The organism is Peribacillus sp. FSL K6-5616, assembly GCF_038008245.1.
In the GTDB taxonomy this organism is placed as follows: domain Bacteria; phylum Bacillota; class Bacilli; order Bacillales; family DSM-1321; genus Peribacillus; species Peribacillus frigoritolerans.
On record NZ_JBBOYT010000001.1, the window covers coordinates 869920 to 893134 of the forward strand.

The 23215-nt window shown below is 36.4% G+C and carries 20 protein-coding genes; 12 read left to right on the plus strand and 8 right to left on the minus strand.

Going from position 1 to position 23215, the window contains the following annotated elements:
• Positions 1–207: 207 nt before the first annotated feature.
• Together MHB45_RS28200 and MHB45_RS04190 are read right to left on the minus strand one after the other, a co-directional pair.
• Positions 208–294, minus strand: a complete 87-nt coding sequence (locus MHB45_RS28200) for an IS3 family transposase (protein WP_373689786.1) — start codon at positions 292–294, stop codon at positions 208–210.
• Between the two features lie 1010 nt (positions 295–1304).
• On the minus strand, positions 1305–1757 hold the full coding sequence (locus MHB45_RS04190; protein ID WP_422395098.1) for a pentapeptide repeat-containing protein: 453 nt from the start codon (positions 1755–1757) through the stop codon (positions 1305–1307).
• On the opposite strand from MHB45_RS04190, the gene MHB45_RS28205 reads away from it, so the two are divergent.
• Positions 1733–2335 carry a hypothetical protein gene (locus tag MHB45_RS28205; RefSeq protein WP_397330452.1) on the plus strand — a complete coding sequence of 201 codons (603 nt, stop codon included), beginning with the start codon at positions 1733–1735 and terminating at the stop codon, positions 2333–2335. The genes MHB45_RS04190 and MHB45_RS28205 overlap by 25 nt on opposite strands.
• A gap of 245 nt (positions 2336–2580) precedes the next feature.
• Here MHB45_RS28205 and MHB45_RS04200 read toward each other — a convergent pair whose 3' ends face one another.
• From MHB45_RS04200 to MHB45_RS04210, 3 genes are read right to left on the minus strand one after another with little or no spacing between them, the layout of a single operon-like run.
• Positions 2581–2730, minus strand: coding sequence for a hypothetical protein (locus MHB45_RS04200; protein ID WP_153246144.1), 150 nt, complete (start codon positions 2728–2730; stop codon positions 2581–2583).
• Between the two features lie 60 nt (positions 2731–2790).
• Positions 2791–3207 (minus strand): M67 family metallopeptidase, encoded by a 417-nt coding sequence (locus MHB45_RS04205; protein ID WP_048686597.1) that lies wholly within the window; start codon positions 3205–3207, stop codon positions 2791–2793.
• A gap of 48 nt (positions 3208–3255) precedes the next feature.
• Positions 3256–4182, minus strand: a complete 927-nt coding sequence (locus MHB45_RS04210; protein WP_048686599.1) for a hypothetical protein — start codon at positions 4180–4182, stop codon at positions 3256–3258.
• Between the two features lie 156 nt (positions 4183–4338).
• Between MHB45_RS04210 and MHB45_RS04215 the strand changes: the two genes are divergently transcribed.
• The 4 genes from MHB45_RS04215 (at position 4339) to MHB45_RS04230 (ending at position 10758) form a co-directional block, all read left to right on the plus strand.
• Positions 4339–4959 (plus strand): hypothetical protein, encoded by a 621-nt coding sequence (locus MHB45_RS04215; protein WP_048686601.1) that lies wholly within the window; start codon positions 4339–4341, stop codon positions 4957–4959.
• Between the two features lie 432 nt (positions 4960–5391).
• Complete coding sequence (locus MHB45_RS04220; RefSeq protein WP_081088542.1) at positions 5392–5952, plus strand: hypothetical protein; 561 nt, start codon at positions 5392–5394, stop codon at positions 5950–5952.
• Between the two features lie 10 nt (positions 5953–5962).
• Positions 5963–6289, plus strand: a complete 327-nt coding sequence (locus MHB45_RS04225; protein WP_072272634.1) for a hypothetical protein — start codon at positions 5963–5965, stop codon at positions 6287–6289.
• A 116-nt stretch (positions 6290–6405) separates the two neighbouring features.
• Entirely contained in the window at positions 6406–10758 is a 4353-nt protein-coding gene (locus MHB45_RS04230; protein WP_338565172.1) for a hypothetical protein, read from the plus strand.
• Between the two features lie 1514 nt (positions 10759–12272).
• Here the strand turns inward: MHB45_RS04230 and MHB45_RS04235 are convergent.
• Positions 12273–12533, minus strand: a complete 261-nt coding sequence (locus tag MHB45_RS04235; protein WP_161922733.1) for a hypothetical protein — start codon at positions 12531–12533, stop codon at positions 12273–12275.
• Between the two features lie 509 nt (positions 12534–13042).
• On the opposite strand from MHB45_RS04235, the gene truA reads away from it, so the two are divergent.
• Together truA and MHB45_RS04245 are read left to right on the plus strand one after the other, a co-directional pair.
• The gene (gene truA, locus MHB45_RS04240) at positions 13043–13780 is read left to right on the plus strand and encodes a tRNA pseudouridine(38-40) synthase TruA (RefSeq protein ID WP_072272638.1); all 738 of its coding nucleotides are present in this window, start codon (positions 13043–13045) and stop codon (positions 13778–13780) included.
• A 110-nt stretch (positions 13781–13890) separates the two neighbouring features.
• Positions 13891–14415, plus strand: coding sequence for a type 1 glutamine amidotransferase domain-containing protein (locus MHB45_RS04245; RefSeq protein ID WP_048683025.1), 525 nt, complete (start codon positions 13891–13893; stop codon positions 14413–14415).
• Positions 14416–14516: 101 nt separating this feature from the next.
• On the opposite strand, the gene MHB45_RS04250 is transcribed toward MHB45_RS04245, so the two are convergent.
• The gene (locus tag MHB45_RS04250; RefSeq protein ID WP_048683021.1) at positions 14517–15209 is read right to left on the minus strand and encodes a DUF421 domain-containing protein; all 693 of its coding nucleotides are present in this window, start codon (positions 15207–15209) and stop codon (positions 14517–14519) included.
• Between the two features lie 327 nt (positions 15210–15536).
• Here MHB45_RS04250 and MHB45_RS04255 point away from each other — a divergent pair, with 327 nt between their 5' ends.
• From MHB45_RS04255 to MHB45_RS04270, 4 genes are all read left to right on the plus strand, one after another.
• Complete coding sequence (locus MHB45_RS04255) at positions 15537–17633, plus strand: YhgE/Pip domain-containing protein (RefSeq protein WP_072272639.1); 2097 nt, start codon at positions 15537–15539, stop codon at positions 17631–17633.
• Positions 17634–17922: 289 nt separating this feature from the next.
• Positions 17923–18765 carry an ABC transporter ATP-binding protein gene (locus MHB45_RS04260; protein ID WP_048683014.1) on the plus strand — a complete coding sequence of 281 codons (843 nt, stop codon included), beginning with the start codon at positions 17923–17925 and terminating at the stop codon, positions 18763–18765.
• Positions 18698–19450, plus strand: coding sequence for an ABC transporter permease (locus MHB45_RS04265; RefSeq protein WP_048683011.1), 753 nt, complete (start codon positions 18698–18700; stop codon positions 19448–19450). Before MHB45_RS04260 ends, MHB45_RS04265 begins: the two co-directional genes overlap by 68 nt.
• 41 nt (positions 19451–19491) lie before the next feature.
• The gene (locus tag MHB45_RS04270) at positions 19492–20508 is read left to right on the plus strand and encodes an aliphatic sulfonate ABC transporter substrate-binding protein (protein WP_072272640.1); all 1017 of its coding nucleotides are present in this window, start codon (positions 19492–19494) and stop codon (positions 20506–20508) included.
• Positions 20509–20624: 116 nt separating this feature from the next.
• On the opposite strand, the gene MHB45_RS04275 is transcribed toward MHB45_RS04270, so the two are convergent.
• On the minus strand, positions 20625–21563 hold the full coding sequence (locus MHB45_RS04275; RefSeq protein ID WP_048683002.1) for a DHH family phosphoesterase: 939 nt from the start codon (positions 21561–21563) through the stop codon (positions 20625–20627).
• A gap of 454 nt (positions 21564–22017) precedes the next feature.
• On the opposite strand from MHB45_RS04275, the gene MHB45_RS04280 reads away from it, so the two are divergent.
• On the plus strand, positions 22018–23205 hold the full coding sequence (locus MHB45_RS04280; RefSeq protein ID WP_072272641.1) for a CaiB/BaiF CoA transferase family protein: 1188 nt from the start codon (positions 22018–22020) through the stop codon (positions 23203–23205).
• Positions 23206–23215 lie beyond the last annotated feature (10 nt).

The window sequence follows — 23215 nt, forward strand, 5'->3', positions numbered from 1 at the left end:
CCAGTGACACTAAGTCTATCTGAGCTCCTTCTTGATTTATCATCTTGCTAATATCCTTATTATATCGTGTTAGATAATACATTTATTGTCATATTAGTAATATTTTTCTATAATATAAACTTTCAAATATTACATTTTTTTTAATTAAGATAGAGTGTACCTATCACAGCCCTTCAAAATGGACAGTCTTAAAAAAAGTCCTATAATTTAAGCAGTTAATAAATAACTTGCGTATTGTGAGGGTGTCATTCTTTTTAGGATCCATTGGTAACGATTTTTATTGTAATCTTCCAAATACTCTTCAATTAATGGGTGTAACTAATCAAATCATTGACACTTCATATAATCCACTTCATCTTTAAAATGGCCAAAGAATGATTCCATAGGGGCATTGTCCCGGCAGTTCCACCTTTCGGGACATTGAATGTTTCAGCCTTAGTTCTTATACTCGGCGCTGGAACTCAGGACGGGTATAATGAACGCCTTGGTCTATTGGGGTTTCGCTTGATGAAATTGTGGCCTTCGATTGAATTTGTGCATGTACCTCCGAATCTTTTTATGGTTCAACGTGACAAAGTACTTATTCTATAAAAACATTTTGATGGTGAGTGCACCTGCTTTTTTCATATTGGTCTTAAATATTTCCTGAATTAGATCATAATCCTGCCAATCTTTCTTCTCATGAGTAAAACGAATTCTTCAGCGAGTATCCAAGCATGATATCCACAGCGACGGACTTCGGCTATTTCACAAAAAAACGACCATATTGATAAAGTTTTATGACGAATAATTTGTTCAATTAGCATAAATTTTATTACTCGTTGTTATGTTCTCTTCTTCTTCAAAGCTGCCTTACGGGTTTTTCTAGCTTTTTTGGAATTTAAATTCTGCCTCTTTTTTTAACTGATCTTCTTGTGAATACTCTTTGGATTTGGTCTTCTTGTTCTACCTTTCCCGCGTCGTTCTCTAGAAGCCATCCCCCCATATTGTTCAAACGTTTTCTTCCAACTTTTTAAGAATCCTAATTAATCTTACCCATATTGATTTCACTCGCCCTATATCTAAAATGGTTATATACAGGTTACAGTAAAAGGTCATTGAGAAATCCACAACTCTTTTGTTTAAAACAATCAACTTCTTAAAACGTATAAAACTAGTGGATTTTTGTTGTTTTTGATTAGACTTATTTTTACTTTTGTACCATATTGTACAAACAGTTTTTCTGTTTATGAATAAAATATCTCGAAAATAAATAAAGAAAAAGGTGATTAAAATTAAAAATTATAATCCAGTCTATGTGGTGTCTACAAAGGTATTACAATGTGAAATAAATAAGAAATGTGATCAAAAGCAACCGGACTGTCAATGTTGTCAAAAGAAACACGATGACTGTCAGTGTTGTCAAAAGAAACACGATGACTGTCAGTGTTGTCAAAAGAAACACGATGACTGTCAGTGTTGTCAAAAGAAACACGATGACAGTCAGTGTTGTCAAAAGAAACACGATGACAGTCAGTGTTGTCAAAAGAAACACGATGACAGTCAGTGTTGTCAAAAGAAACACGATGACAGTCAGTGTTGTCAAAAGAAACACGATGACAGTCAGTGTTGTCAAAAGAAACACGATGACAGTCAATGTTGTCAAAAGAAACACAATGACTGTATTTGTGATGAAAAGAAGCACGATGACTGCCATTTGTGCCATAAGAAACATAATGACTGTCAGTGTGACTTGAAAAATAATCTAGTAAGAGCATCTGCTTTTAGAGCAAATAAGAGCACAACACAGCGTTACGAAGCAGCGGTTACTCCCTTTGTAAAAGTTTTATACCAAACTGAACAATTTGACTTAGCAAATGAATATAATCCGCATATATCTACATTTATTCCAACTGAGAATGGAATTTATGAGATTACTGCAAAAGCCTCATTTTGTCCATCAAAAAGTAAAAAAGACAATTCCTCAAAACACAAAGAAGATCATTACAAATGTGATTATTGTAAAAAAGATCATTGCAAATGTGATTATTGTAAAAAAGATCATTGCAAATGTGATTATTACAAAAAAAGGAAATCTTCAAAAGACAAAAAAAAGCATTCTTCAAAAGAAGAATATGTAGCATCTATTTCAATTAATGTAAACGGAGATGTTTTAGATATTGAAAATGGCTTCTTTGATAAGTCAAGAACTATTGGACTATCTGTTACTACAATCCTTCAGTTACAAGCAGGAGATCGGGTAGAAGTAATATTTAGCGCAGGTGCGAAAGGGGAAATTTTAGCAGGGGCTCCTTTAACTAACTTTCAAGCAGTCAGATTTCCCTCTCCAATGTAATGGTCTTTTTAGTTAAATATATAAAAAATAGTAGTGCAAACCAATGTCTTGGTCTGCACTACTAATCTTAGTATGTTTAAAAGTGGGTACCTTGAAAGTTGAAATTACTGGATTAATTTTTAATTGTAAGCCTGATTGATTTGTTTCCAGTAAGTTAATAAGTACATTCAAAATAGAGCTTACTTTTCAAATCTAAAAAGGTACCATTTGAATGGAGAAAATTACCTCGGATGTTTGCTTAGTAATTAAGAGAGTTTTTTCTTAATTCCCCAACAACCGCATCCACCACCTGATTTTTTTTGAATAACTTTTTTTCCAGTTGAGGTGGTATTAATTATTATTGGATTGCTTTTTGGTTTGGGTACTTTCTGATGTAGGCTATTTTTAAAATCCAAATCAAACAACTCCTTCAGCGTTATATTATAGTATAAGCGATTTTAATAAAATGATATGGGCTAATGCGTGGGTGTAATTGAAAAAGGGCGTTCTTTGTATAATCCGTTGCTTATGTCGTAGCATTTCACTTTTAAAACATTCAATTTGTAAGAAACAATTACTAATTTCACTGAAGGATCAGGGTGATTAACAATATCCAGATAAGAAGGTACAGGTGTTGTTGTGGGATGAGAGTGATAAATTGCTAAAATGTCTTTTCCCTGCTTGGAAATTTCTCGGACAGTGTCCTCAATTTTATTCTTACTGATGAAGAAACGCCGATCCGATTTCAATTCATTTTCAAGTTTCCAAATAGAGTCGACTTCGTTATTTCTCCCAGCTAAAATCCCGCATGCCTCATAAGGCAGATATAAGCTGCAATGATCAATCATCATATCATACTGAATACCATGAATAATAAATTTATTTTCTTCCATTTCAGTTTTCCCTTCTAAACCTTAGTTGTTATTAACCATTAACTAAAGTCAATCCTGCGTCTGATCAGATTGTTCCTTCTCAATTGGGGTTTGTTGCTTTAATTTACCTTTAGTCTCTTGTGTTTGATCGATATCTTCCTGAATATTATTTTTAAGATTTGGTATTTTCGAGTTGTTTATGGCTAATTTGTTCATATTATTCTTGAAAGCGTCTAATTGATTTTGATTTTTTACAGGCCTTGCATTTCCTCGCATTGGATTTATTTTTGATGTCCCTACACCCTGGCCAGGGACGCTGTTAGAAAACATAGAATTTTTATTTTTATTTATTCCACTTGTGGAAGGGATGTTTTGTGGGGAATTTTGTTTAATTTGATGGTTTAATTGGTTTACATTTACATCGTTTGATCCTGTAAAAGTTTTTATTTGATCTGATGGGAAATGCGTTTGATTGGATGTTTGGAGTAAATTTTGAAGTTTTTTATAACTGGATGGCAGTAAGTTTGAATTTTGATAAGAAAGATTATTGACATGGTGTTCAGGAAGGGTTTCCTCATTTTTTATGTTAACATTGTCTCGTTCAGATGCAGAGATTAAAATTTGTTGAAGTTCTATTAAGGTATTTAATTTATCATCTAGTTGAGTAACATTACGTATATTTATTGTATTTTTTAAGTCTGTCAGTTCTTGCTGTAAATGTTTTAAAAAAACATTTGCATCTTGTAACTGATCGGAATTTTTTTTATTCTGTTCTGCATATTGTGATAGTTGACTTGTTTGTGTTTCTTTAATCTTTGTGATGACTCCTTCTAAATTCTTAACCTGTCGTTTTATTTCTTGATTCTCCTTTTTTGTAAACAGATAATCATTTACTACCTCGCCTTCTTTTACTGATTCCAAAATCTGTTTATAAGTATCGAGTTTATTCTTCAATAATTCGATATCTTTTAGGCTATAAAGATTATTATGATTCATCACACATACCCCCATCGTTTATTCTTACATACATTTATCTAAATCTAAATTGAATTTAAAATCGGAAATCTGCTCTAATCTCTTCACCCATCTTTAATTACCATCATATGCTACAAACGTGCAAGACATTAATATGAATTTGGAGGTGTTTGCTTTATGCAAGCAAAAAGTTTATCGGGGGGGCAGGAACTCCTTTGTATTAACACAACGAAGGTGTACGATTGGATTATAAATGAAGCAACTTTTGATATTCCCGTGTGTGTGGAATTAGAGGATACAGATTGTGATGAAGTTGATACGGTATCATGTGAGGTTGATCCACTTAAAGCCGTAGTTTTAAGTAGGCAAGATAGGGAATTTATAATTGATGGTACACCGATTACCCTGCAGTTGGTTACCATACAAAAAACTTTTGAAGTGACAATTTTTGTTACCAAAACTAACGGCGCAACATGTCAAGTAGCCAGTCAAACTTTTACGAGGTGTGAACAAGTCATATTATGTGCACCGGAAGGTACTAAAGTTAAGGTGGATTATACGGATGTAGATTGCTTTGTATGTGTCTTTGAATGTAATAGTACTGAGGGAAGTCCATTGACTCTGGACTTGGGCGTTACAGTCCGTTTATGCCAAAGTATTCAATCTACCTTTCCTGTAACTCTTGAGTTAGTGGCGGAATTTTGCCAACCAAGAGATATCCTTCCTTTCAATCCTACTTGTCCTGCTCCAGTCATTCCGTTACAATGTCCTGTCCTTTTCCCGACTACTGCAGAATAAGTAAGCACTAATATAAATGAGAGGAGGAAATCTCCTCTCTTTATAACTTAAGGGGTGGTATATTGTGAAGAAAACCAGATTACTGAATTTAAACAAAAGATTAATTAAATGGGTCAAATTGTCACATCCATATCGATTTTGAAAATTATTACAGATAGTAAATCCAAACACGATGTTAAAGTAATCAGCTATTATACATATTCATTAGATATCTCACACAATAAAGAACTGGAAAATTTTATTGATTGGGACATACCATATTCGGAACTTAGGAAATAAACTTGTCAAGAATCTATATGTTTGTATTAAACTACCTCAAAATTCTCCATATACAAAGTCCTGTCCTTTTCCCGACTACTTCAGAATAAGTAAGCATAAAAATAAATGGGAAGAGGAAATCTCCTCTCTTTATAACTTAAGGGGTGGTATATTGTGAAGAAAACCCAGATTACTGAATTTAAACAAAAGATTAAGCAAATGGATCAAATTGTCACATCCAATATCGATGAATTCAAAAAAATTATTACGGATATTAAAACCAAACACGATGTTAAAGTAATCAGCTATTTTACATATTCATTAGATATCTCACACAATAAAGAACAGGAAAATTTATTGATTGGGACATACCATATTCGTAACTTAGGAAATAAACCTGTCACGAATCCATATATTTGTATTAAACTACCTCAAAATTCTCCATTTACCTTTTCAGGTAAAATTATTAACAATAAAAATAAAATATTAATGAGTGCTCCTGGTGCCTGGGAACGAATCAACGCTGAAGCAAGTAGTCAAGAATTTTGGCTGAAACCGGTTAATGTACAATTATTGCTACCTTCAGAAACGATTACCTTTCAAAACTTCCAATTGAAGTGGATTGCCTTAGACTCCTATTCAGGCAGTATTATGGGATTCACCTATTGTGATGAATTTAAAGAAGGCAAACCAGCGATCAATCAAATTTCAATTAGCGGTAATATTAATTTGTGAGGTGAAAGCAATGGAAAATAAAGATGCTCAAGAACAAAACCTGTTGTTTAAACAATTAACCCATAAATATATTAAAGAGCAGCTGGAAGATCTAAAAAATAACAAAAACGACAAAAACAGAAGTTTTATTTATTTGGAAAGCAAAACTTTAAACATGTTTATATTGTATATGTTACTTAACATGGAAAATAAAAAAAGTACCATTATAGGTAATGATGATGATGATGATGATGAGACCGTTTTTTTTTCCGAGGAACTGGTAAAAGACATAGATTCTGTTATTGATAGGAACAAGTTAGCTTTTGATGAACTATTTAGCTTATTAAAAGAAGATTAATAATTATTCCTTTTCTAGGTTTTTTAGGTGGATATTGGAAAGTAACCATATTTTTTTTTATTGCATAATGTAAGGAAATGTGTTTTTTGACCACTATGTAATGGGAGGCTTAGAAATTGAAATCAAAATATCCCTCTAACTTCAATATGGTGAATGACCCTATCCAGTTGCAACAACAAATTATTCACTACAGATCGGAAATTACGAAGTATAGAGATATGGTGAACAATTATAAAAAAAATTATCATTATTCACAGTTGGATGAATTAAAAAAACAAAATTTTCAGTTGCTCGAGGAAAAGCAAGAAATTTCGAAGAGATTAAACGGTATAAGTATAAGGATGCAGAATTATATAAAGGAAACCGAAACGAATAATGCGACTATTGAGCGTCTACAGGATGATATTTTAGGATATAAAAAAAGACACACAGATTTTGAAAAAGACATCTCCATTCTTAACAAGGAGCTTCAATCCTATAAAAAAATAAATCATACTTTAAATGATGAAATGAAAGCATTGTCCGAAGAAAATAAAAACCTACTAAATAAATTGAAGTTGTCCGAATCGAAACTTCAGAAATTAGAATCTGAAGTATATGTATTATCAAAAGCAAATAAAAATCAACAAATAACGATAGATCAATTCGAGACTAAAAACAAGGATTTAAACGAGAATCAAAAACAGTTACATTCTTTAATAAAACAGTTGGAATCAAACTTGAAAAAGGAGCAACTCCAACAACAGCCACTTCATGAGGAAATTAAAAAACTTCGTTTTGAGCTGAATGGAAGCAATGATAAAATCATCTTGTTTGAGAAAGAAAACAATCAATTGAAAAATGATAACAAGTATTTAAATTCCAATATTTCGCAATTGAAAAAGGAACAAAAACAATTAGAAGTATCGTTCGCCCAAATAACGGATGAAAAGAACGATATAGAATTAACAACTTTTGAATTGGAACAAAAGTTGAATGATGAGAAAAAGCAAACCCAAAAAGTAAGTACGGAAAATGATCGATTGAGAGATGATATTACAAATATAAAAGCTTTACGTCAACAGGATCAACAGTTTATCGAGGAAAAAGAAGAAACTATAAAAAACTTAAATAGTAAAATCATTTCACTAAAAGAGGAAAATGAAGCCTATAACCAGCAAGAAGAAATTAATAAAGAAACTAATAAGCGACATCAAGAAGAAATTCTTAAATTAAATAAAATAAACACAAATCTTGAGGGTGAAATATCTACACGAGAGAAGGAGCAACAGTCCTTAAAAAAAGTTAACCAAGAGTTAAAGGATGAAGTAACCGCATTATCTAAAGACAACCAACAATTAAAAGATGAGGTACAAATGGCCGAGTCTGAATACCTCGCATTGCAATTGGAGGTAGAACAATTATCGGAAACCAATCAAACTTACCTAAATACTGTCATTCAATTAGAGAAAGCAAACAATGAATTAATCGGGAAAAACAATCAGTTAGTGTCAAATCAAGAAAAGGAACGAATACAGTTTCAGGAATCGTTAGATCAAATAAATGGTGAAAAAGACGATCTGAAATCAACAACACTGGAATTGGAACAAAGGTTGAATGATGAGAAAAGGGTGTCCCAAGAATTATCTACAGAAATAGATCTTTTAACAGAAAATGAAACAAAAATGAGAGCACAACATCAACAAATAACAGATGAGTTGCAAACGGCCGAATCTGAATACCTCGCATTGCAATTGGAGGTAGAACAATTAACGGAGACTAATCAAACTTATCAAAATACTTTAATTCAATTGGAGAAAGAAAACAATGAATTAATCAGGAAAAACAAAGAACTAGTATCTTCAAACAATCAGTTAGAGTCAAATCAAGAAAAGGAACGAATACTGTTCCAGGAATCGTTAGATCAAATAAAAGGTGAAAAACACGAACTGAAATCAACAACACTGGAATTGGAACAAAGGTTGAATGATGAGAAAAGGGTATCCCAAGAATTATCTACACAAATAGATCTTTTAAAAGAAAATGAAACAAAAATGAAAGCACAGCATCAACAGGATCAACAATCCTCCAAAAAAGTTAACCAAGAGTTAAAGGATGAAGTAACCGCATTATCTAAAGACAACCAAAAATTAAAAGATAAGGTACAAATGGCCGAGTCTGAATACCTCGCATTGCAATTGGAGGTAGAACAATTATCGGAAACCAATCAAACTTACCAAAATACTGTCATTCAATTGGAGAAAGCAAACAATGAATTAATCGGGAAAAACAATCAGTTAGAGTCAAATCAAGAAAAGGAACGAATACAGTTTCAGGAGTCGTTAGATCAAATAAAAGGTGAAAAAGACGAACTCAAATCAACAACACTGGAATTGGAACAAAGGTTGAATGATGAGAAAAGGGTGTCCCAAGACTTATCTATACAAATAGATCTTTTAAAAGAAAATGAAACAAAAATTAAAGCACAGCAACAACAGGATCAACAGTCCTTCAAAAAAGTTATCCAAGAGTTAAAGAATGAAGCAACCGCATTATCTAAAGACAACCAACAATTAAAAGATGAGTTGCAAACGGCCGAATCTGAAAACCTCGCATTGCAATTGGAGGTAGAACAAATATCGGTGACCAATCAAACTCACCAAAATACTGTCATTCAAATAGAGAAAGAAAACAATGAATTAATCGGGAAAAACAATCAGTTAAAGTCAAATCAAGAAAAGGAACGAATACAGTTTCAGGAATCGTTAGATCAAATAAAAGGTGAAAAAGACGAACTGAAATCAACAACACTGGAATTGGAACAAAGGTTGAATGATGAGAAAAGGGTGTCCCAAGAATTATCTACACAAATAGATCTTTTAACAGAAAATGAAATTAAAATGAAAGCACAACAACAACAGGATCAACAGTCCTTCAAAAAAGTTATCCAAGAGTTAAAGAATGAAGCAACCGCATTATCTAAAGACAACCAACAATTAAAAGATGAGTTGCAAACGGCCGAATCTGAATACCTCGAATTGCAATTGGAGGTAGAACAATTAACAGAGACCAATCAAACTTACCAAAATACTGTCATTCAATTAGAGAAGGAAAACAATGAATTAATCGGGAAAAACAATCAGTTAAAGTTTAATCAAGAAAAGGAACGAATACAGTTTCAGGAATCGTTAGAACAAATAAATGATGAAAAAAACGAGCTGAAATCAACAACACTGGAATTGGAACAAAGGTTGAATGATGAGAAAAGGGTGTCGCAAGAATTATCTACACAAATAGATCTTTTAACAGAAAATGAAACAAAAATGAAAGCACAACATCAACAATTAAAAGATGAGTTGCAAACGGTCGAGTCTGAATACCTCGAATTGCAATTGGAGGTAGAACAATTAACGGAGATCAATCAAACTTACCAAAATACTGTCATTCAAATAGAGAAAGAAAACAATGAATTAATCGGGAAAAACAATCAGTTAAAGTCTAATCAAGAAAAGGAACGAATACAGTTTCAGGAATCGTTAGAACAAATAAATGATGAAAAAAACGAGCTGAAATCAACTACATTGGAATTGGAACGAGAATTAAAAGATGAGAAAAGGGTGTCCCAAGAATTATCTACACAAATAAATCTTTTAACAGAAAATGAAACAAAAATAAAAGCACAACAACAACAGGATCAACAGTCCTTCAAAAAAGTTATCCAAGAGTTAAAGAATGAAGCAACCGCATTATCTAAAGACAACCAACAATTAAAAGATGAGTTACAAACGGCCGAGTCTGAATACCTCAAATTACAATTGGAGGTAGAACAATTAACAGAGACCAATCAAACTTACCAAAATACTGTCATTCAATTAGAGAAAGAAAACAATGAATTAATCGGGAAAAACAATCAGTTAAAGTCTAATCAAGAAAAGGAACGAATACAGTTTCAGGAATCGTTAGAACAAATAAATGATGCAAAAAACGAGCTGAAATCAACAACACTGGAATTGGAACAAGAATTAAAAGATGAGAAAAGGGTGTCCCAAGCATTATTTATACAAATAGATCTTTTAACAGAAAATGAAAAAAAAATGAAAGCACGCCATCAACAGGATCAACACTTTAAAGAGGAAACCATAAAAAACTTAAATAGCAAAATTAATTCACTAAAGGGGGGAAATGAAGCCTTAAGAGAAAAGATAAAACGTGAGAGGGCTACACATTTTCAACCTTCAATTGAGCATACCACTGACAGTTTACAGTCAAGTGATAAAGTGGGAGGTTTTGATGCTTTTGTGCAATTAGAACAGCAAATCCATGGAATGCTGAAACAATCTTTTGAATACGAAGAAAAATTGGATTCCAGGATTCTTATAATAAATGAACTAGAGAATAAGTTACAAGAATTAACAAAAGAAATTGATGAAATACAATCAAATTTAGCGGTACAAGAAACACCTTCCGAAAACCCAGTAAAAGAAAGTTAGCATGTTTGAAAGTAAACAACTAAAAAGAAATATAAACGAAAAAATGGCGATATTAATATCGGCATTTTTTTTGTTTTATCCATTCACTGCGTTATTTAGATATAAAAGTACTACTAACAAATAGGAGAGTGAGAAATATGCTACATTCCAAACAATTAGAACTTTCCTTTTTAGATCCATCTACAATATGGCTTATATATAATTTTTAACAAATTAACCCCGAGGATCCATGCCTGATCTAGTATACAATCGAAAAACCATAAACATAGATTAGAAGTCCAATTTAAGCCAGGGAAAGGGATGTACGAAGAACAACCATTTATTTCTGAAAAAACACAGGTAGATAAAGATCCAATTGAGAAAACGAAAGAACAGCTCCGACGGAATTAAAGATGTGATTGAAAATGAGGAGGATGATGCCCCTGCTGGTCATTTAAGATACGCAAAGCCTCGGCAAGGGTAAGAAGGACGCAAAAGTAAGACATCACGTGCGATACGAAGCATTGTCAGTGATGGGTACTGTAAGCCGGGTGTTAAATCAAAGTCATACTCTACCGGAATCATTTCTGAAACCAACAAAAGGCAATTGGTTATCATATAACAAACTCGAAGCCAAATGGAATCGAAGAATGCAGAAATGAAACAGGTTCATGGGATGAAAAGCAAAAAATTCGGGGTAGGAAGAAAAGGCAATACTAACAGCCATTGTAGTAAATGCGAAATGAATGGTTGGTAATAACGGTACAACAAGCCAAATGAAGTGCTGATAATACTGTTGTTTTGAATATTTCAACAAATTAACAGGAAAAAGGAGCATGATTTTTTATAAAATCATGCTCCTTTTTCAGTGCCTTCAAACTAATAGAACTTATTTTATGGTAAGGCTCTGTTCATAAGACTATTGATTTATGACGCAATTAACAAAGACGTTGAAATGAATATGAAAACAGCTTTCTTCAATGGAGAACCTTTTTGCACAGCAAAAAAGTGTCTGAAACCTCGGTTTGAAACGATGAGTCCAAAATCTCACCAGAAAATGGTTCTATCTAACTATTGAAATCTCTCCATTTAAATATAAAAGTTATCCCTCTGTTAATCGAATGTATGATAAAAAACTACCGCCCTAAATGGGCGGCAGTCGACCTCATCTCATTCTTTTAAATGGAATTAATTATACTCTGTACCAGTGAAAGTACGAGGTGGAGTTAAAACAGCAGCTAATACTGGTGTGATAGTTAAGACGTAAGTGACACTATCAAAGCATCTTGTAAAGTTATCGTCGACATGTAAAACAGGGATTTCTGCGGAAACAAGAGGTATAGTAAGGCCAGGTGTTTGATAAATTACAGTACCCGCTGTTGGTAATTCTGTATTATTATCAATTCTCCGAATTCTTACAACTCCACTAGTTGCAAGAGCAGCTAATACTGTTATTAGACCTTTTAATTCAATGGCACTGTCTTCTTGAACATTAATAAATGTAATTGCTGCAACAGGGGTTTCCGCAAGTGCTGCTAATAAATATCCGCAAGTCCAGCACCAAGAAATACATTAGGTCTTGCTACATCATACTGGAAGTCTACTACTGTTCTACCGTTATTCCCTCCATCACGGCACTTACATTTTTTTTGCTTGTGAATCTGACATTTTCCCTCTTTTTTATCTTTACGCATGCTACATTCACAGCTCCCATCGTGTTTTTTTTTCAAAATGACAGTTAGAGCAGATGATACGCTTTTTGGATGGGTTATTCCCAAATCCAGACCCATATTCATATGACATAATTTTATCTCCCTTTCATAATTTGAGTAGAGAAATTCTTTTCTCTCTAATCATATAGTAAGCAGGAGAGATTTTGACCAAGCATCTACCCATAGGGAATAGCACATTTATTCATTTAAGTCGTGTGATGTAAAGAGATTTAGAAATAAATTCATTTCGTACGTGCTTTGAAAACGTTGAATTACGAAAATCAAGCTTCAAGTTGCACTGAAACTACATATGTGACGCCGGCTCGTTCGTTGCATGACGCTAGCCACTTTGGTACACTATGCAGAAGTGCATTTCAGCTAGGATTTACTATCGCATGTAGATAAGATGCTATCGTATTTACATAATTTGGTCTTTGTAAGCGATGGGGTGCTCCCGAACGAAATATGGTACAAAACTTTAACAATATAAATGTTTTTCTAGGAAGACCATCTGTCCCCTCATACAGCAGGAGTTGTATGGGGGCTTGTATTTTATTGAGAATTTTCTGTTTAGATGAAATAAGGAGGAAGCAATGAACAATTATAAATTGACCATTCAATATGATGGCGGGCGCTATAAAGGCTGGCAGCGACTTGGTAATAGTGATGATACGATTCAAGGGAAAATAGAAAATGTATTAACGGAAATGGCAGGAGGAAAAATCGAGATCATCGGATGCAGCAGAACGGATGCCGGTGTTCATGCCCTTGCTCAAATCGCCAATTTTAAGATCGGTGAAAATCTGACTGAAGTTGAAATCATGAATTATTTGAATAGATATTTACCAAGAGATATCAGCATTGTCGAGGTTACGCTAGTCCCTGAACGTTTTCATGCCCGTTATAATGCTAAGGATAAAACCTATTTGTATAAAATTTGGAACGAGCCATATACAAATCCTTTCATGCGAAAGTACAGTATGCATGTAGAGAAAAAGCTGGATATCACTAGAATGAAAAAAGGATGTCAATATTTTGTAGGTGAACATGACTTCACTGCTTTTTCAAATGCAAAATCCAAGAAAAAATCCATGGTACGTGAAATATATTCCATTGATATAGAAGAAAATGCCGGTTTCATCGAAATTACAGTACGAGGCGATGGATTTCTTTATAATATGGTTAGAAAGATTGTCGGGACGTTGATAGAAGTTGGATTGGGTGAAATAGATGCTGAAAATATACCAAGTATTATTGAGTCAAAAGAAAGACTCCAAACGGGCCGTATGGCGGAGGCAGCTGGGTTATACTTGGTAAAGGTTGATTTTTAGACCGGTTATTGATGCATGTGTTAATGCATGTAATGTGTACAGGCAGTAGAAAAAGGGAAGTAATAGGGAAGAATGGTAAAGCGGAAAGTACGAAAGAAGGAGAGATTTTCATGAGATTAGCAGGAAAGAAAATAATCAGTCTTGTGCACCATGATTTTGAAGATTTAGAACTCTGGTATCCGATTTTACGTTTAAAAGAAGAAGGGGCGATAGTTCATCTCGCCGGAGAAAAGGCGAATGAAACATACATTGGAAAATATGGTGTACCAGCCATATCTGATTATGAGTATGGCAGTATCAAAGCTGAAGAATATGATGCCATTCTTGTACCAGGCGGTTGGGCACCCGACAAAATTCGCCGGTTTCCTGAAGTGATATCACTTATCCAAAGCATGGAAGAAAATAAAAAACCCATTGGGCAAATTTGTCACGCTGGTTGGGTGTTGATATCCGCGAAAATTTTACAGGGGAAGAATGTAACGAGTACACCTGGCATTAAAGATGATATGGAAAACGCAGGGGCAACTTGGATGGATGAGCCCGTCGTCGTAGATGGAAACCTTGTGTCAAGCAGACGTCCGCCTGATCTGCCGGATTATTTAAGAGAATTGATAAACGTGATTGAAAAGGGTTAAATCCATAGTACGGTGAAAAAGTGGTTTTTCCTTCTGGAAAAACCACTTTTTCTATCCATACCCGAATTTATTTTTTAATGCTGATTATGAAATGCTAAAGATCATACCCTTGATTGATCCTTAATCAAATCAATATACAAATTACCTTTTGTCCCTACGACAGCATACGAGATATCAAAAACAGCAAGGTTTCTTTTTTTGAGCTCAGCCATCAGCCATTCGTCATTGTAGGTTTCTTTGGATAAGTTATCATATAAGATCTTCCCGTCATAGACCAGTTCAATCGGTACAGAACCTGCTGGGGGCAGTATTGGTAAATCCTGCTTGGCGGCATTTTGGTATTGTTCTTTTTTTAATACAGAGAGTGAACCATTTATCTCTAAAATGGCACATTCAACTTCATCTATGTTGAAAATATCTTTTCCCCGCAAAGCCTGTTTAAGAGAATCCAGAGAATACCCCATCCGTTCCATTGACTCTTCGAGAATTCTTCCTTTTTGAATTAAAGTAGCAGGTTCTCCAGCAATCCATTTCCCGAAACGCGGATTTCGAACCGCTAGAAGATTGAGCATGAAAACGACGGTACCCATAATAATGATTGCAATGATAAAATACAGGAATTTAATTTTAATATTGAATGCTAGATTTCCTGCAATTGTCCCCATCGTAATGGAAGCGATATAAAGGTGATAGGTCCTCTGGGCAATCGTCTGTTTACCGAGGAGTTGGACAAATATCCATAATAAAATAAAAGAGGTAAAGGTTCGAAAGATGATTTCAACAGATTCCGACATGGTGATTTCTCCCTTACAAAACTCCCGACAGTTCATTTGTGATAGTATGTTCTTGTATCTTGCCGTTTATTCTGTAAAGGAAAATGACAAGGTAACCGTCTTTGTTAAGGGAACCAGTATTACAATTGGTATATTTAATTTAACGGTTACGATAAACAACTTTCTTATAAAACAGGCATTCATATAAGTGTAATATCAGGAAGCAAGCCGCTCATTACTTGCTTCTTTTTTATTTGGTTTGATGAATCCATGGATATGATTACTTAGTATCGATTAAGAAATTTCTTCGAATAATAGTATCAAAATACATTTGCACGGGGGTATGTTTTGAGAAATATTCAGGAAATTTTCATTGACGATTTAAAAAGCATTTATAAAAATTTGTTTGTTTGTATCGTAATAGTCTTTCTCATGTTCATCCCTTCCATTTATGCTTGGTTTAATATTGTCGCATCATGGGACCCGTATGCAAACACGGAAGGAATTCTTGTCGGTGTTGCCAATAATGATAAAGGAGCGGAGTTAAATGGCGAAGACGTGAACATAGGAAAGGAAGTCCTAGAGGGATTAAAGGAGAATAAGGATCTGGGCTGGAGGTTCACTTCGGAAAAAGAGGCGATAGCAAAGGTGGAAAAGGGTGATTTTTATGCATCCATCATCATTCCGGAGAACTTTTCCGAACATATTGCGACGATCATGACCGATGACCCTAAGAAGGCGGAGATTGATTACTATGTTAATGAAAAAATCAATTCCATTGCTCCTAAAATTACGGCAGCGGGTGCGAACAGCATAGTGGACAATGTGAGCAAAACCTTTATCAAATCAGCCAGTGGGAGCATCCTTGCAATCTTTAATGAACTGGGAATCACCTTGCAAAACGAGTTGCCGACGATTCAAAAAATGAAGAATATGGTTTATTTATTAGAGGCTGAACTGCCTGAGCTTGAACAAAATATCAAAACCGTTCAAACACATGTCAAACAGGCTGAAGATATCATTAAGAGGGTCAATGATGGCCTGAATTCGATAGAAGGAATAACGTCACAGAAGGACAAATTGGTATCGGACGTTTCTAGTTATGTAGATTCAACAAGGCAGGCATTCGAAGGAATCAGTCCCCTTTTGAAAAAGGATATTGCGAACATCAGGAGCGATAATGAATCCGTTTTAGTGCTGGCGAACCGGTTATCGGGTCAGGATTTAACTGGCAATGATCAGCTAGTGGAACAAGGGATAGCGAGGATAAATAAAGAGCTGTACCTTTTGGACAGTATGTATAATTTATTGGTTAGAGTCAATCAGTTTAATGAGAATAACGTGCTTCAGCCAGAAATAAAGCTGGTTGATGAACTAAGGGATAATGCTTCGAACCAACTTCAAGCGCTGAATGACCGAGCCTTTGGCAATCTTATCGAACTTGGCAGGAACCATGATCAAGTCTTGGCAAGATTCCAGGAGAGCTATTCAAAGGAAACGGGGCCAAAATTCACTGAAATCTGGACTGAAACAGAAGCAATATTGAATAATGTCCAGCTTACGATGGAGGAGGGAACCAAGGTTCTTCCTGAGGTGAGGACGCTGTTGAATGAGACCAATCGAACATTGGAAACACGTACAGGGGATATCGATAAGTTACAGAATAAGTTTCCGGAAATCGAAATGAAAATAAAAGCTTTAGCTTCTAAAATGAGGGAAATTGATAAGTCTTATAATATGGAAGAAGTGATTGATTTCCTAAGGAATGATATTGAACAAGAAAGTGAATTTTTTTCAGAACCAGTGCTGCTCAATAAACACAGTCTCTTTCCGATTCCGAACTATGGATCCGCCATGTCTCCTTTCTTTACGGCACTTTCCCTTTGGGTCGGCGGTACAATATTGATTTCCATGCTTAGCGTTGGTGTTTCTCAAAAAGTCTACAGCCCGTATCAAATTTATATCGGGCGGTATCTTATATTTTTCATCATTGGGGTAATGCAGGCTCTTAGTGTTTCCATTGGGAATATCGTCCTTATCGGTGTTTATGTAGCTGATAAATTTGAGTACATCCTGTTTTCCGTTCTGATAAGTACGGTATTTACACTCATTGTCTACACCTTCGTTTCCGTTCTTGGAAATGTTGGAAAAGGGATAAGCGTCGTCTTGATGGTCCTTCAAATATCTAGTTCAGGAGGCACCTTCCCCATTCAAGTCACACCGCCCTTTTTTCAACATATTAACCCTTTCTTGCCATTCACCTATGCTGTGGGTTTACTTCGTGAATCTGTTGGGGGAATAACCTGGAGTGTAGCTGGCAAGGACATTTTTATCTTGATTCTCTTTTTGCTAATCACGTTCATCTTAGGTGTCATTTTGAAAAAGCCTCTGCATGCAAGGACACAAAAGATGAAGGATAAATTGTATGGAAGCAGGATTTTTTAAGGTAATCGAAAGAGTACTGGTGAACGCGGTTAACTTAAGTTCAAAATTATGGATATAATCAGCCTGAACCCTTAAAAGGGGCTCAGGTTTTTTTATTTGCTGAATGGTATCTATAGATATGTATTTTTATGTAGGTTTGGAATATTTATCAATACATGGACAGTTGAATAGAAAGATACCGATAAATTTAGAATTTTTGCATTTTTATAGTTGACAAAAACCATTGGATTAATCATTATTAAGAAATAATGTTTAGTAAATCGATGCGATATAAAAGTGGGGTGACTTTATGTATTTAACAATAGATGGCATTGAAAAAAGTTTTAAGAATGAAAAGAAAGAAAGCATAAAGGTGCTCGATAAGATAAACATAGAGGTCGAGAAAGGAAGCTTCGTTTCGATCGTCGGACCCTCAGGTTGTGGTAAATCCACGCTCCTTTATCTGATTGCCGGCCTTGATAAAGCAGATGCGGGTGAAATACGTGTAGCTGGGAAAAAAGTGGTGAAGCCAGGTCCGGAACGGGTTGTCGTGTTTCAGGAGGCGGGGTTATTTCCTTGGCTGACAGTACTTGAAAATGTTACATACGGATTGAAGTTAAAGAAAATGCCCAAAGAAGAGGCAAAAGCCAAGGCATTGGACATTTTAAAGATGGTTCACCTCAGCAGATATGTTGACTCCTATCCTCATCAACTCTCAGGAGGAATGAAACAGAGGGTAGCCATCGCAAGAGCGTTGGTGATGGAACCGGATATCCTGTTGATGGATGAGCCATTCTCCGCACTTGATGAGCAAACGAGGATGGTTTTGCATAAAGAGCTGCTCGAAATCTGGAGAAAAACTAAAGTGACGATCTTTTTCGTTACCCATAATATTCGTGAGGCCGTTCAGCTTTCCGAAAAAATTATCGTCTTTGCTACCCGTCCCGGGAAAATCAAAGAGACGATTTCCGTCCCTTCCATGAAAGATGGAGTTATGCCGGATAGTGTAACTTTGCATACAGAACAAAGGGTTCTATCGATTTTGCAGGAGGAAATTGAAAAAGTGCTGAAGGAGGAAATGGGGAATGATTACAGCTTTAAGACGAATCATATTCATCGCGATGATAGCGGGGATATGGGAAGTCACATCTAGACTTTCCAGTCTTCCGGATTTCATGTTTCCGAGCCTGTCTCAGGTTTTGGAAACTCTCTTTAAGGGACTGATGAGCGGGCAAATAACCGAAGCCATCGGAAAAAGCCTTGGCCGTATACTGATCGGTTTTATGATTGCCATTATAGTAGGTCTGATATTAGGATATTTCATTTGGCGCTTTAAATTGGTTGAAGACACTTTAGGATTCGTCGTGACGGCATTGCAGTCCATCCCGAGTATCGTGTGGTTCCCTTTGGCGATCATTTGGTTTGGATTGAATGATTTTTCGATCCTCTTCATCGTCACCATCGGCGCAACTTGGACGATGACGGTTAATGCAACCAGTGGCTTCCGGAATGTACCCCAGTTGTATCAGCGGGTTGCCAAAACATATGGATCGACCGGGTTTCATTTTCTTCGTACCGTGATTTTACCAGCATCCGTCCCGCAAATAATATCCGGTCTCCGAATTGCATGGGCCTTTTCCTGGCGTGCATTGATGGCAGGTGAATTACTTGGCGGGGGAGGCGGTCTTGGCCAATTGCTGGAAATGGGCAGATCACTGGGACAAATGGATTTGGTCATCTCGGTGATGATCATCATCGCAATCATCGGAACAATCGTGGATAATGTCGTCTTCTCCCGTCTTGAACGTAATGTTCAACTGAAATGGGGAGTGAAGTAACGGTAGTTTAATAAAATACTAGTTAAAAAGGAGAGAAAAATATGCTAAAAAAATCATTCTTTGCCCTTATTCTGTCTGTTTTGTTAATCGGAATAGTAAGCGGATGCACTCAATCCAGCAGTAATGATGAAGAAGGGGAAGGGTCCGGGGGGAAATCCGTGAAAATTGGTTATTTTCCTAACCTAACCCACAGTGCAACGATCATTGCACTTGAAAAAGGCTTTTTCGAAGAAGAGTTCGGTAAAGATGTCAAGATTGAAACCAAAACAGTGGCCAATGGCGGATTATTCATGGAAGCAATGGCCACAAACGCCATTGATGTCGGAACGGTCGGGCCTGGTCCATTGCTTAACTTTTACGTGAAAAACCCTGAATACCACCTGATCTCCGGGGCTGTTAATGGAGGTGCCGTACTTGTGGCTAGCGAAGGCAGCAAGGTCACGGATTTAAAAGATTTGGCCGGTAAAAAGGTAGCGATTCCCGTCATTGGAAGCACACAGGATGTCATGCTTAGGAAGGCCCTTCAAGATGTAGATTTAAAACCGACTACAAATGGGGGCACAGTTGAACTGTATGCGGCAGCACCTGCTGACACAACCGCCCTTTTTGTTCAAAAGTCTGTCGATGCAGCAGCGACCCAGGAACCATGGGGGTATGTATTGGAAAACCAGGCAAAAGGTAAGCTGGTGCTTGACTGGGATCAATTTGCATGGGGAAAAGATTCACCTAACACGGTAGTGGCTGCAAGCCAGAAGTTCTTGGATAAAAAGGGGCTCGCTGCTTCCTATTTGAAAGCGCATGAAAAAGCGGTGAAGTTCATACAGGAAAACCCTGAAGAAAGCCAAGAACTGGTTATTAAGCATTTGAAGGAACTGACTGGAAAAGAATTAAGCAAAGAAGAAGTGGCTTCAGCATTTTCACGCCTTGAAGTGACAACAGAAGTTAATGAGCAAGTCATTCAAGAAATGGCCGACATAAGCAAAGAAGCCGGTTATATCCCTAGCAGTGATATAAAAGGCATGATCGATTTATCAATTCTTGAAGAAGTGTCCAAATAACAAGCAAGCGCCTCAGCCATCCTGGCTTTGGCGCTTTTTTTAAAAGGTCGGATTTATCCATTTTAATTAAGCGGGAAATAATCCTGATATAAACACCTCAGGTCATGAACGCCCTGTTATGGGCAGACTTGATCCAATGCTTGGATAACATGATCAACCTCCTCCCAGGAATGGATGGTAGCGCCTGAAGCCAGTGAATGTCCTCCACCATTGAATTGACGGGCGACCGATGCGATGGGAATATTCCGTGAACGTATCCTGACACGGATTTCAGAAGGGTATTCGATGAAGAAAGCCCAGATTTTATTGTCCCTGACACTTGATAGCGTATTGACTAAATTCGAAGCTTCGAGTCGATCCACACCATACATATTTAAAAGCTCGTCCGTAATAATGAAGTAAGCTACCCCTTTATCAGTTACCTTGAAGCTCATGAGAATGTCTTTTTGAAGTCGGGAAGCGTTTTTCGCCTTAACATTAAGGCTGTTATGGATTCTTTCTGGCTGAATATTATAGGTTCTTAAGTGCGAAACCATATTTAATGTCCTGGGAGTGGTATTCCCATTCGTGAAATTCCCTGTATCACTAAGTATTCCTGCATAAAAAGATTTAGCCGCTTCTTTATTCATGATGAAGCCTTCTGGAAATTCCAAGAATAAATCAACAAGCATTTCACTTGCAGAGCTATAAGAAGGGTCGACCCAAGAAATATCACCGAATTGTTCGTATTCGGGGTGGTGGTCAATTTTGATCAGCATGTCTCCATGATCATATCGGGAATCACTGATCCGTGAAATGTTGGCAGTATCACAAACAATCACTAAGGCATCTTTGTATTTGTTATCGGAAATGACATCCATATCACCTATGAATAGAAGCTTATCCACTTCCTCGCCTACCGCATAGACTTCTTTAGAAGGGCAGGAGTGCTTCAATAGCTTCTTTAAACCGAGTTGTGATCCCAATGCATCCGGGTCCGGATTTACATGACGATGAATGATGATTGTGTGGTATTTCTTGATCGCTTCGATTATTTCCATTTTTTTATTGTCCATAGCGCAATCCCCTTTTTAACCTTTCCTTGTCTGCCGAGTGACAATTGATAATATGTAAAATTCATATATTGACAGTTATACCTATTCAATCATCACATGCCAAACGAATAAAGGCAATTCCGATTACTTTGGATGGGGGGAGTCCTGGAAGTATACGGGAAGTATGCGAAAGAGTATTCCGGGAAATGTAATAAAACACTCAAACAAAATTATTGCAAAATTCAAAAAATGCAACTATACTTAATTTACCAAACCGATGACAACAAGTTACCTTGTTGCATGGCCGGCTTGACATAAAAAACTGGAATCCATAAAAATTGACTTGGTTCACTTGATCTTCCTTTGCAGGAAGACGGTTCGTGGATAAGGGTCAGTGAAACATTCAATGTAATGACATTGTTGGTTTTGCTGGCTCTTTTTTGTGTATCCATGACAGTTTGAAAGGGGTGATGATATGAATGGAGCTTTGGAGGGAGTCAGGATTATCGATGTATCCCGTGTTTTGGCGGGGCCGTTTTGTTCAATGATTCTCGGCGATTTGGGTGCCGATGTCATTAAAATCGAGCATCATGAGTCAGGTGATGAAACGAGAGGGTGGGGGCCGCCATTTGCCGAAGGAGAAAGCGCTTACTATTTATGTGCCAATCGAAATAAGCAAAGCATGACCTTGAATTTAAAATCTGAGGAAGGAAAAGAGATTTTCCGGAAGTTGGTGGCTTCAGGGGATATAGTGATTCAAAATTTCAAGACAGGCACATTGGGAAAACTGGGGTTGGGTTATGAGGATTTAAAGGAAATCAACCCCAAACTGATCATGGCCTCGATTACAGGATTTGGTTTAACCGGTCCTTATAAAGATTTGCCAGGCTATGATTATATCATTCAAGCGATGAGTGGTTTGATGAGCATCACCGGAGAGAAAGATGGGAGTCCTGTGAAGGTCGGAGTGGCCATAGCTGACATATTGACTGGCTTGTATACATGCATTGGCATTTTATCCGCTTTACATCATAGGGATAAATTGGGGGAAGGACAGGAAATTGATATTTCATTAATGGATTGTCAGGTTTCTTCATTGGTGAATGTCGCCAGCAACTATTTATTCAGTGGCTTGACCCCTGAAAGAATGGGGAACCAACATCCAAATATCGTTCCATACCAGACGTTCGGGACAAGCGATGGAGAGCTTGTCGTGGCTGTAGGAAATGATGATCAGTTCAGGAGATTTTCAACCGTTATAGGCAGACCTGATTTAGCGGAACAGGAACAGTTTAAACATAATGAAAAACGTTTGCAAAACAAGGAAGAATTAATACCGATAATAGAGGATTCGTTGAGAGGTAAGACAAAGAAGGAATGGAAAAGGCTGTTTGATGATGCAGGGATACCGAATGGTCCGATTAATGATATAGCAGAGATGTTCGAGGATCCGCAAATCATCGCAAGAGGCATGTTGGTGAGCATGGAACATCCCACAATCGAAGATCTTAAAGTGACGGGATCGCCCCTGAACCTTTCAAAAACACCGGTTACCATGAGAAAGCATCCACCTCTCTATGGCGAGCATACCGATTCCATTTTGGCTGAAATAGGATATAGTCCAGATCAAATAAGCAAATTCAAGGAAAATAAAATTATTTAGGAGGAATTTT

What these genes read in the sequence shown, in the direction of transcription:
- MHB45_RS04235 (WP_161922733.1), bottom strand. Translation starts at nt 12,533, where the DNA reads ATGAATATGGGTCTGGATTTGGGAATAACCCATCCAAAAAGCGTATCA.
- MHB45_RS04280 (WP_072272641.1), top strand. Translation starts at nt 22,018, where the DNA reads ATGAATGGAGCTTTGGAGGGAGTCAGGATTATCGATGTATCCCGTGTT.
- MHB45_RS04250 (WP_048683021.1), bottom strand. Translation starts at nt 15,209, where the DNA reads ATGTCGGAATCTGTTGAAATCATCTTTCGAACCTTTACCTCTTTTATT.
- MHB45_RS04265 (WP_048683011.1), top strand. Translation starts at nt 18,698, where the DNA reads ATGATTACAGCTTTAAGACGAATCATATTCATCGCGATGATAGCGGGG.
- MHB45_RS04245 (WP_048683025.1), top strand. Translation starts at nt 13,891, where the DNA reads ATGAGATTAGCAGGAAAGAAAATAATCAGTCTTGTGCACCATGATTTT.
- MHB45_RS04190 (WP_422395098.1), bottom strand. Translation starts at nt 1,757, where the DNA reads ATGCTCTTACTAGATTATTTTTCAAGTCACACTGACAGTCATTATGTT.
- MHB45_RS04205 (WP_048686597.1), bottom strand. Translation starts at nt 3,207, where the DNA reads ATGGAAGAAAATAAATTTATTATTCATGGTATTCAGTATGATATGATG.
- MHB45_RS04275 (WP_048683002.1), bottom strand. Translation starts at nt 21,563, where the DNA reads ATGGACAATAAAAAAATGGAAATAATCGAAGCGATCAAGAAATACCAC.
- MHB45_RS04260 (WP_048683014.1), top strand. Translation starts at nt 17,923, where the DNA reads ATGTATTTAACAATAGATGGCATTGAAAAAAGTTTTAAGAATGAAAAG.
- MHB45_RS04215 (WP_048686601.1), top strand. Translation starts at nt 4,339, where the DNA reads ATGCAAGCAAAAAGTTTATCGGGGGGGCAGGAACTCCTTTGTATTAAC.
- MHB45_RS04225 (WP_072272634.1), top strand. Translation starts at nt 5,963, where the DNA reads ATGGAAAATAAAGATGCTCAAGAACAAAACCTGTTGTTTAAACAATTA.
- MHB45_RS04270 (WP_072272640.1), top strand. Translation starts at nt 19,492, where the DNA reads ATGCTAAAAAAATCATTCTTTGCCCTTATTCTGTCTGTTTTGTTAATC.
- truA (WP_072272638.1), top strand. Translation starts at nt 13,043, where the DNA reads ATGAACAATTATAAATTGACCATTCAATATGATGGCGGGCGCTATAAA.
- MHB45_RS04210 (WP_048686599.1), bottom strand. Translation starts at nt 4,182, where the DNA reads ATGAATCATAATAATCTTTATAGCCTAAAAGATATCGAATTATTGAAG.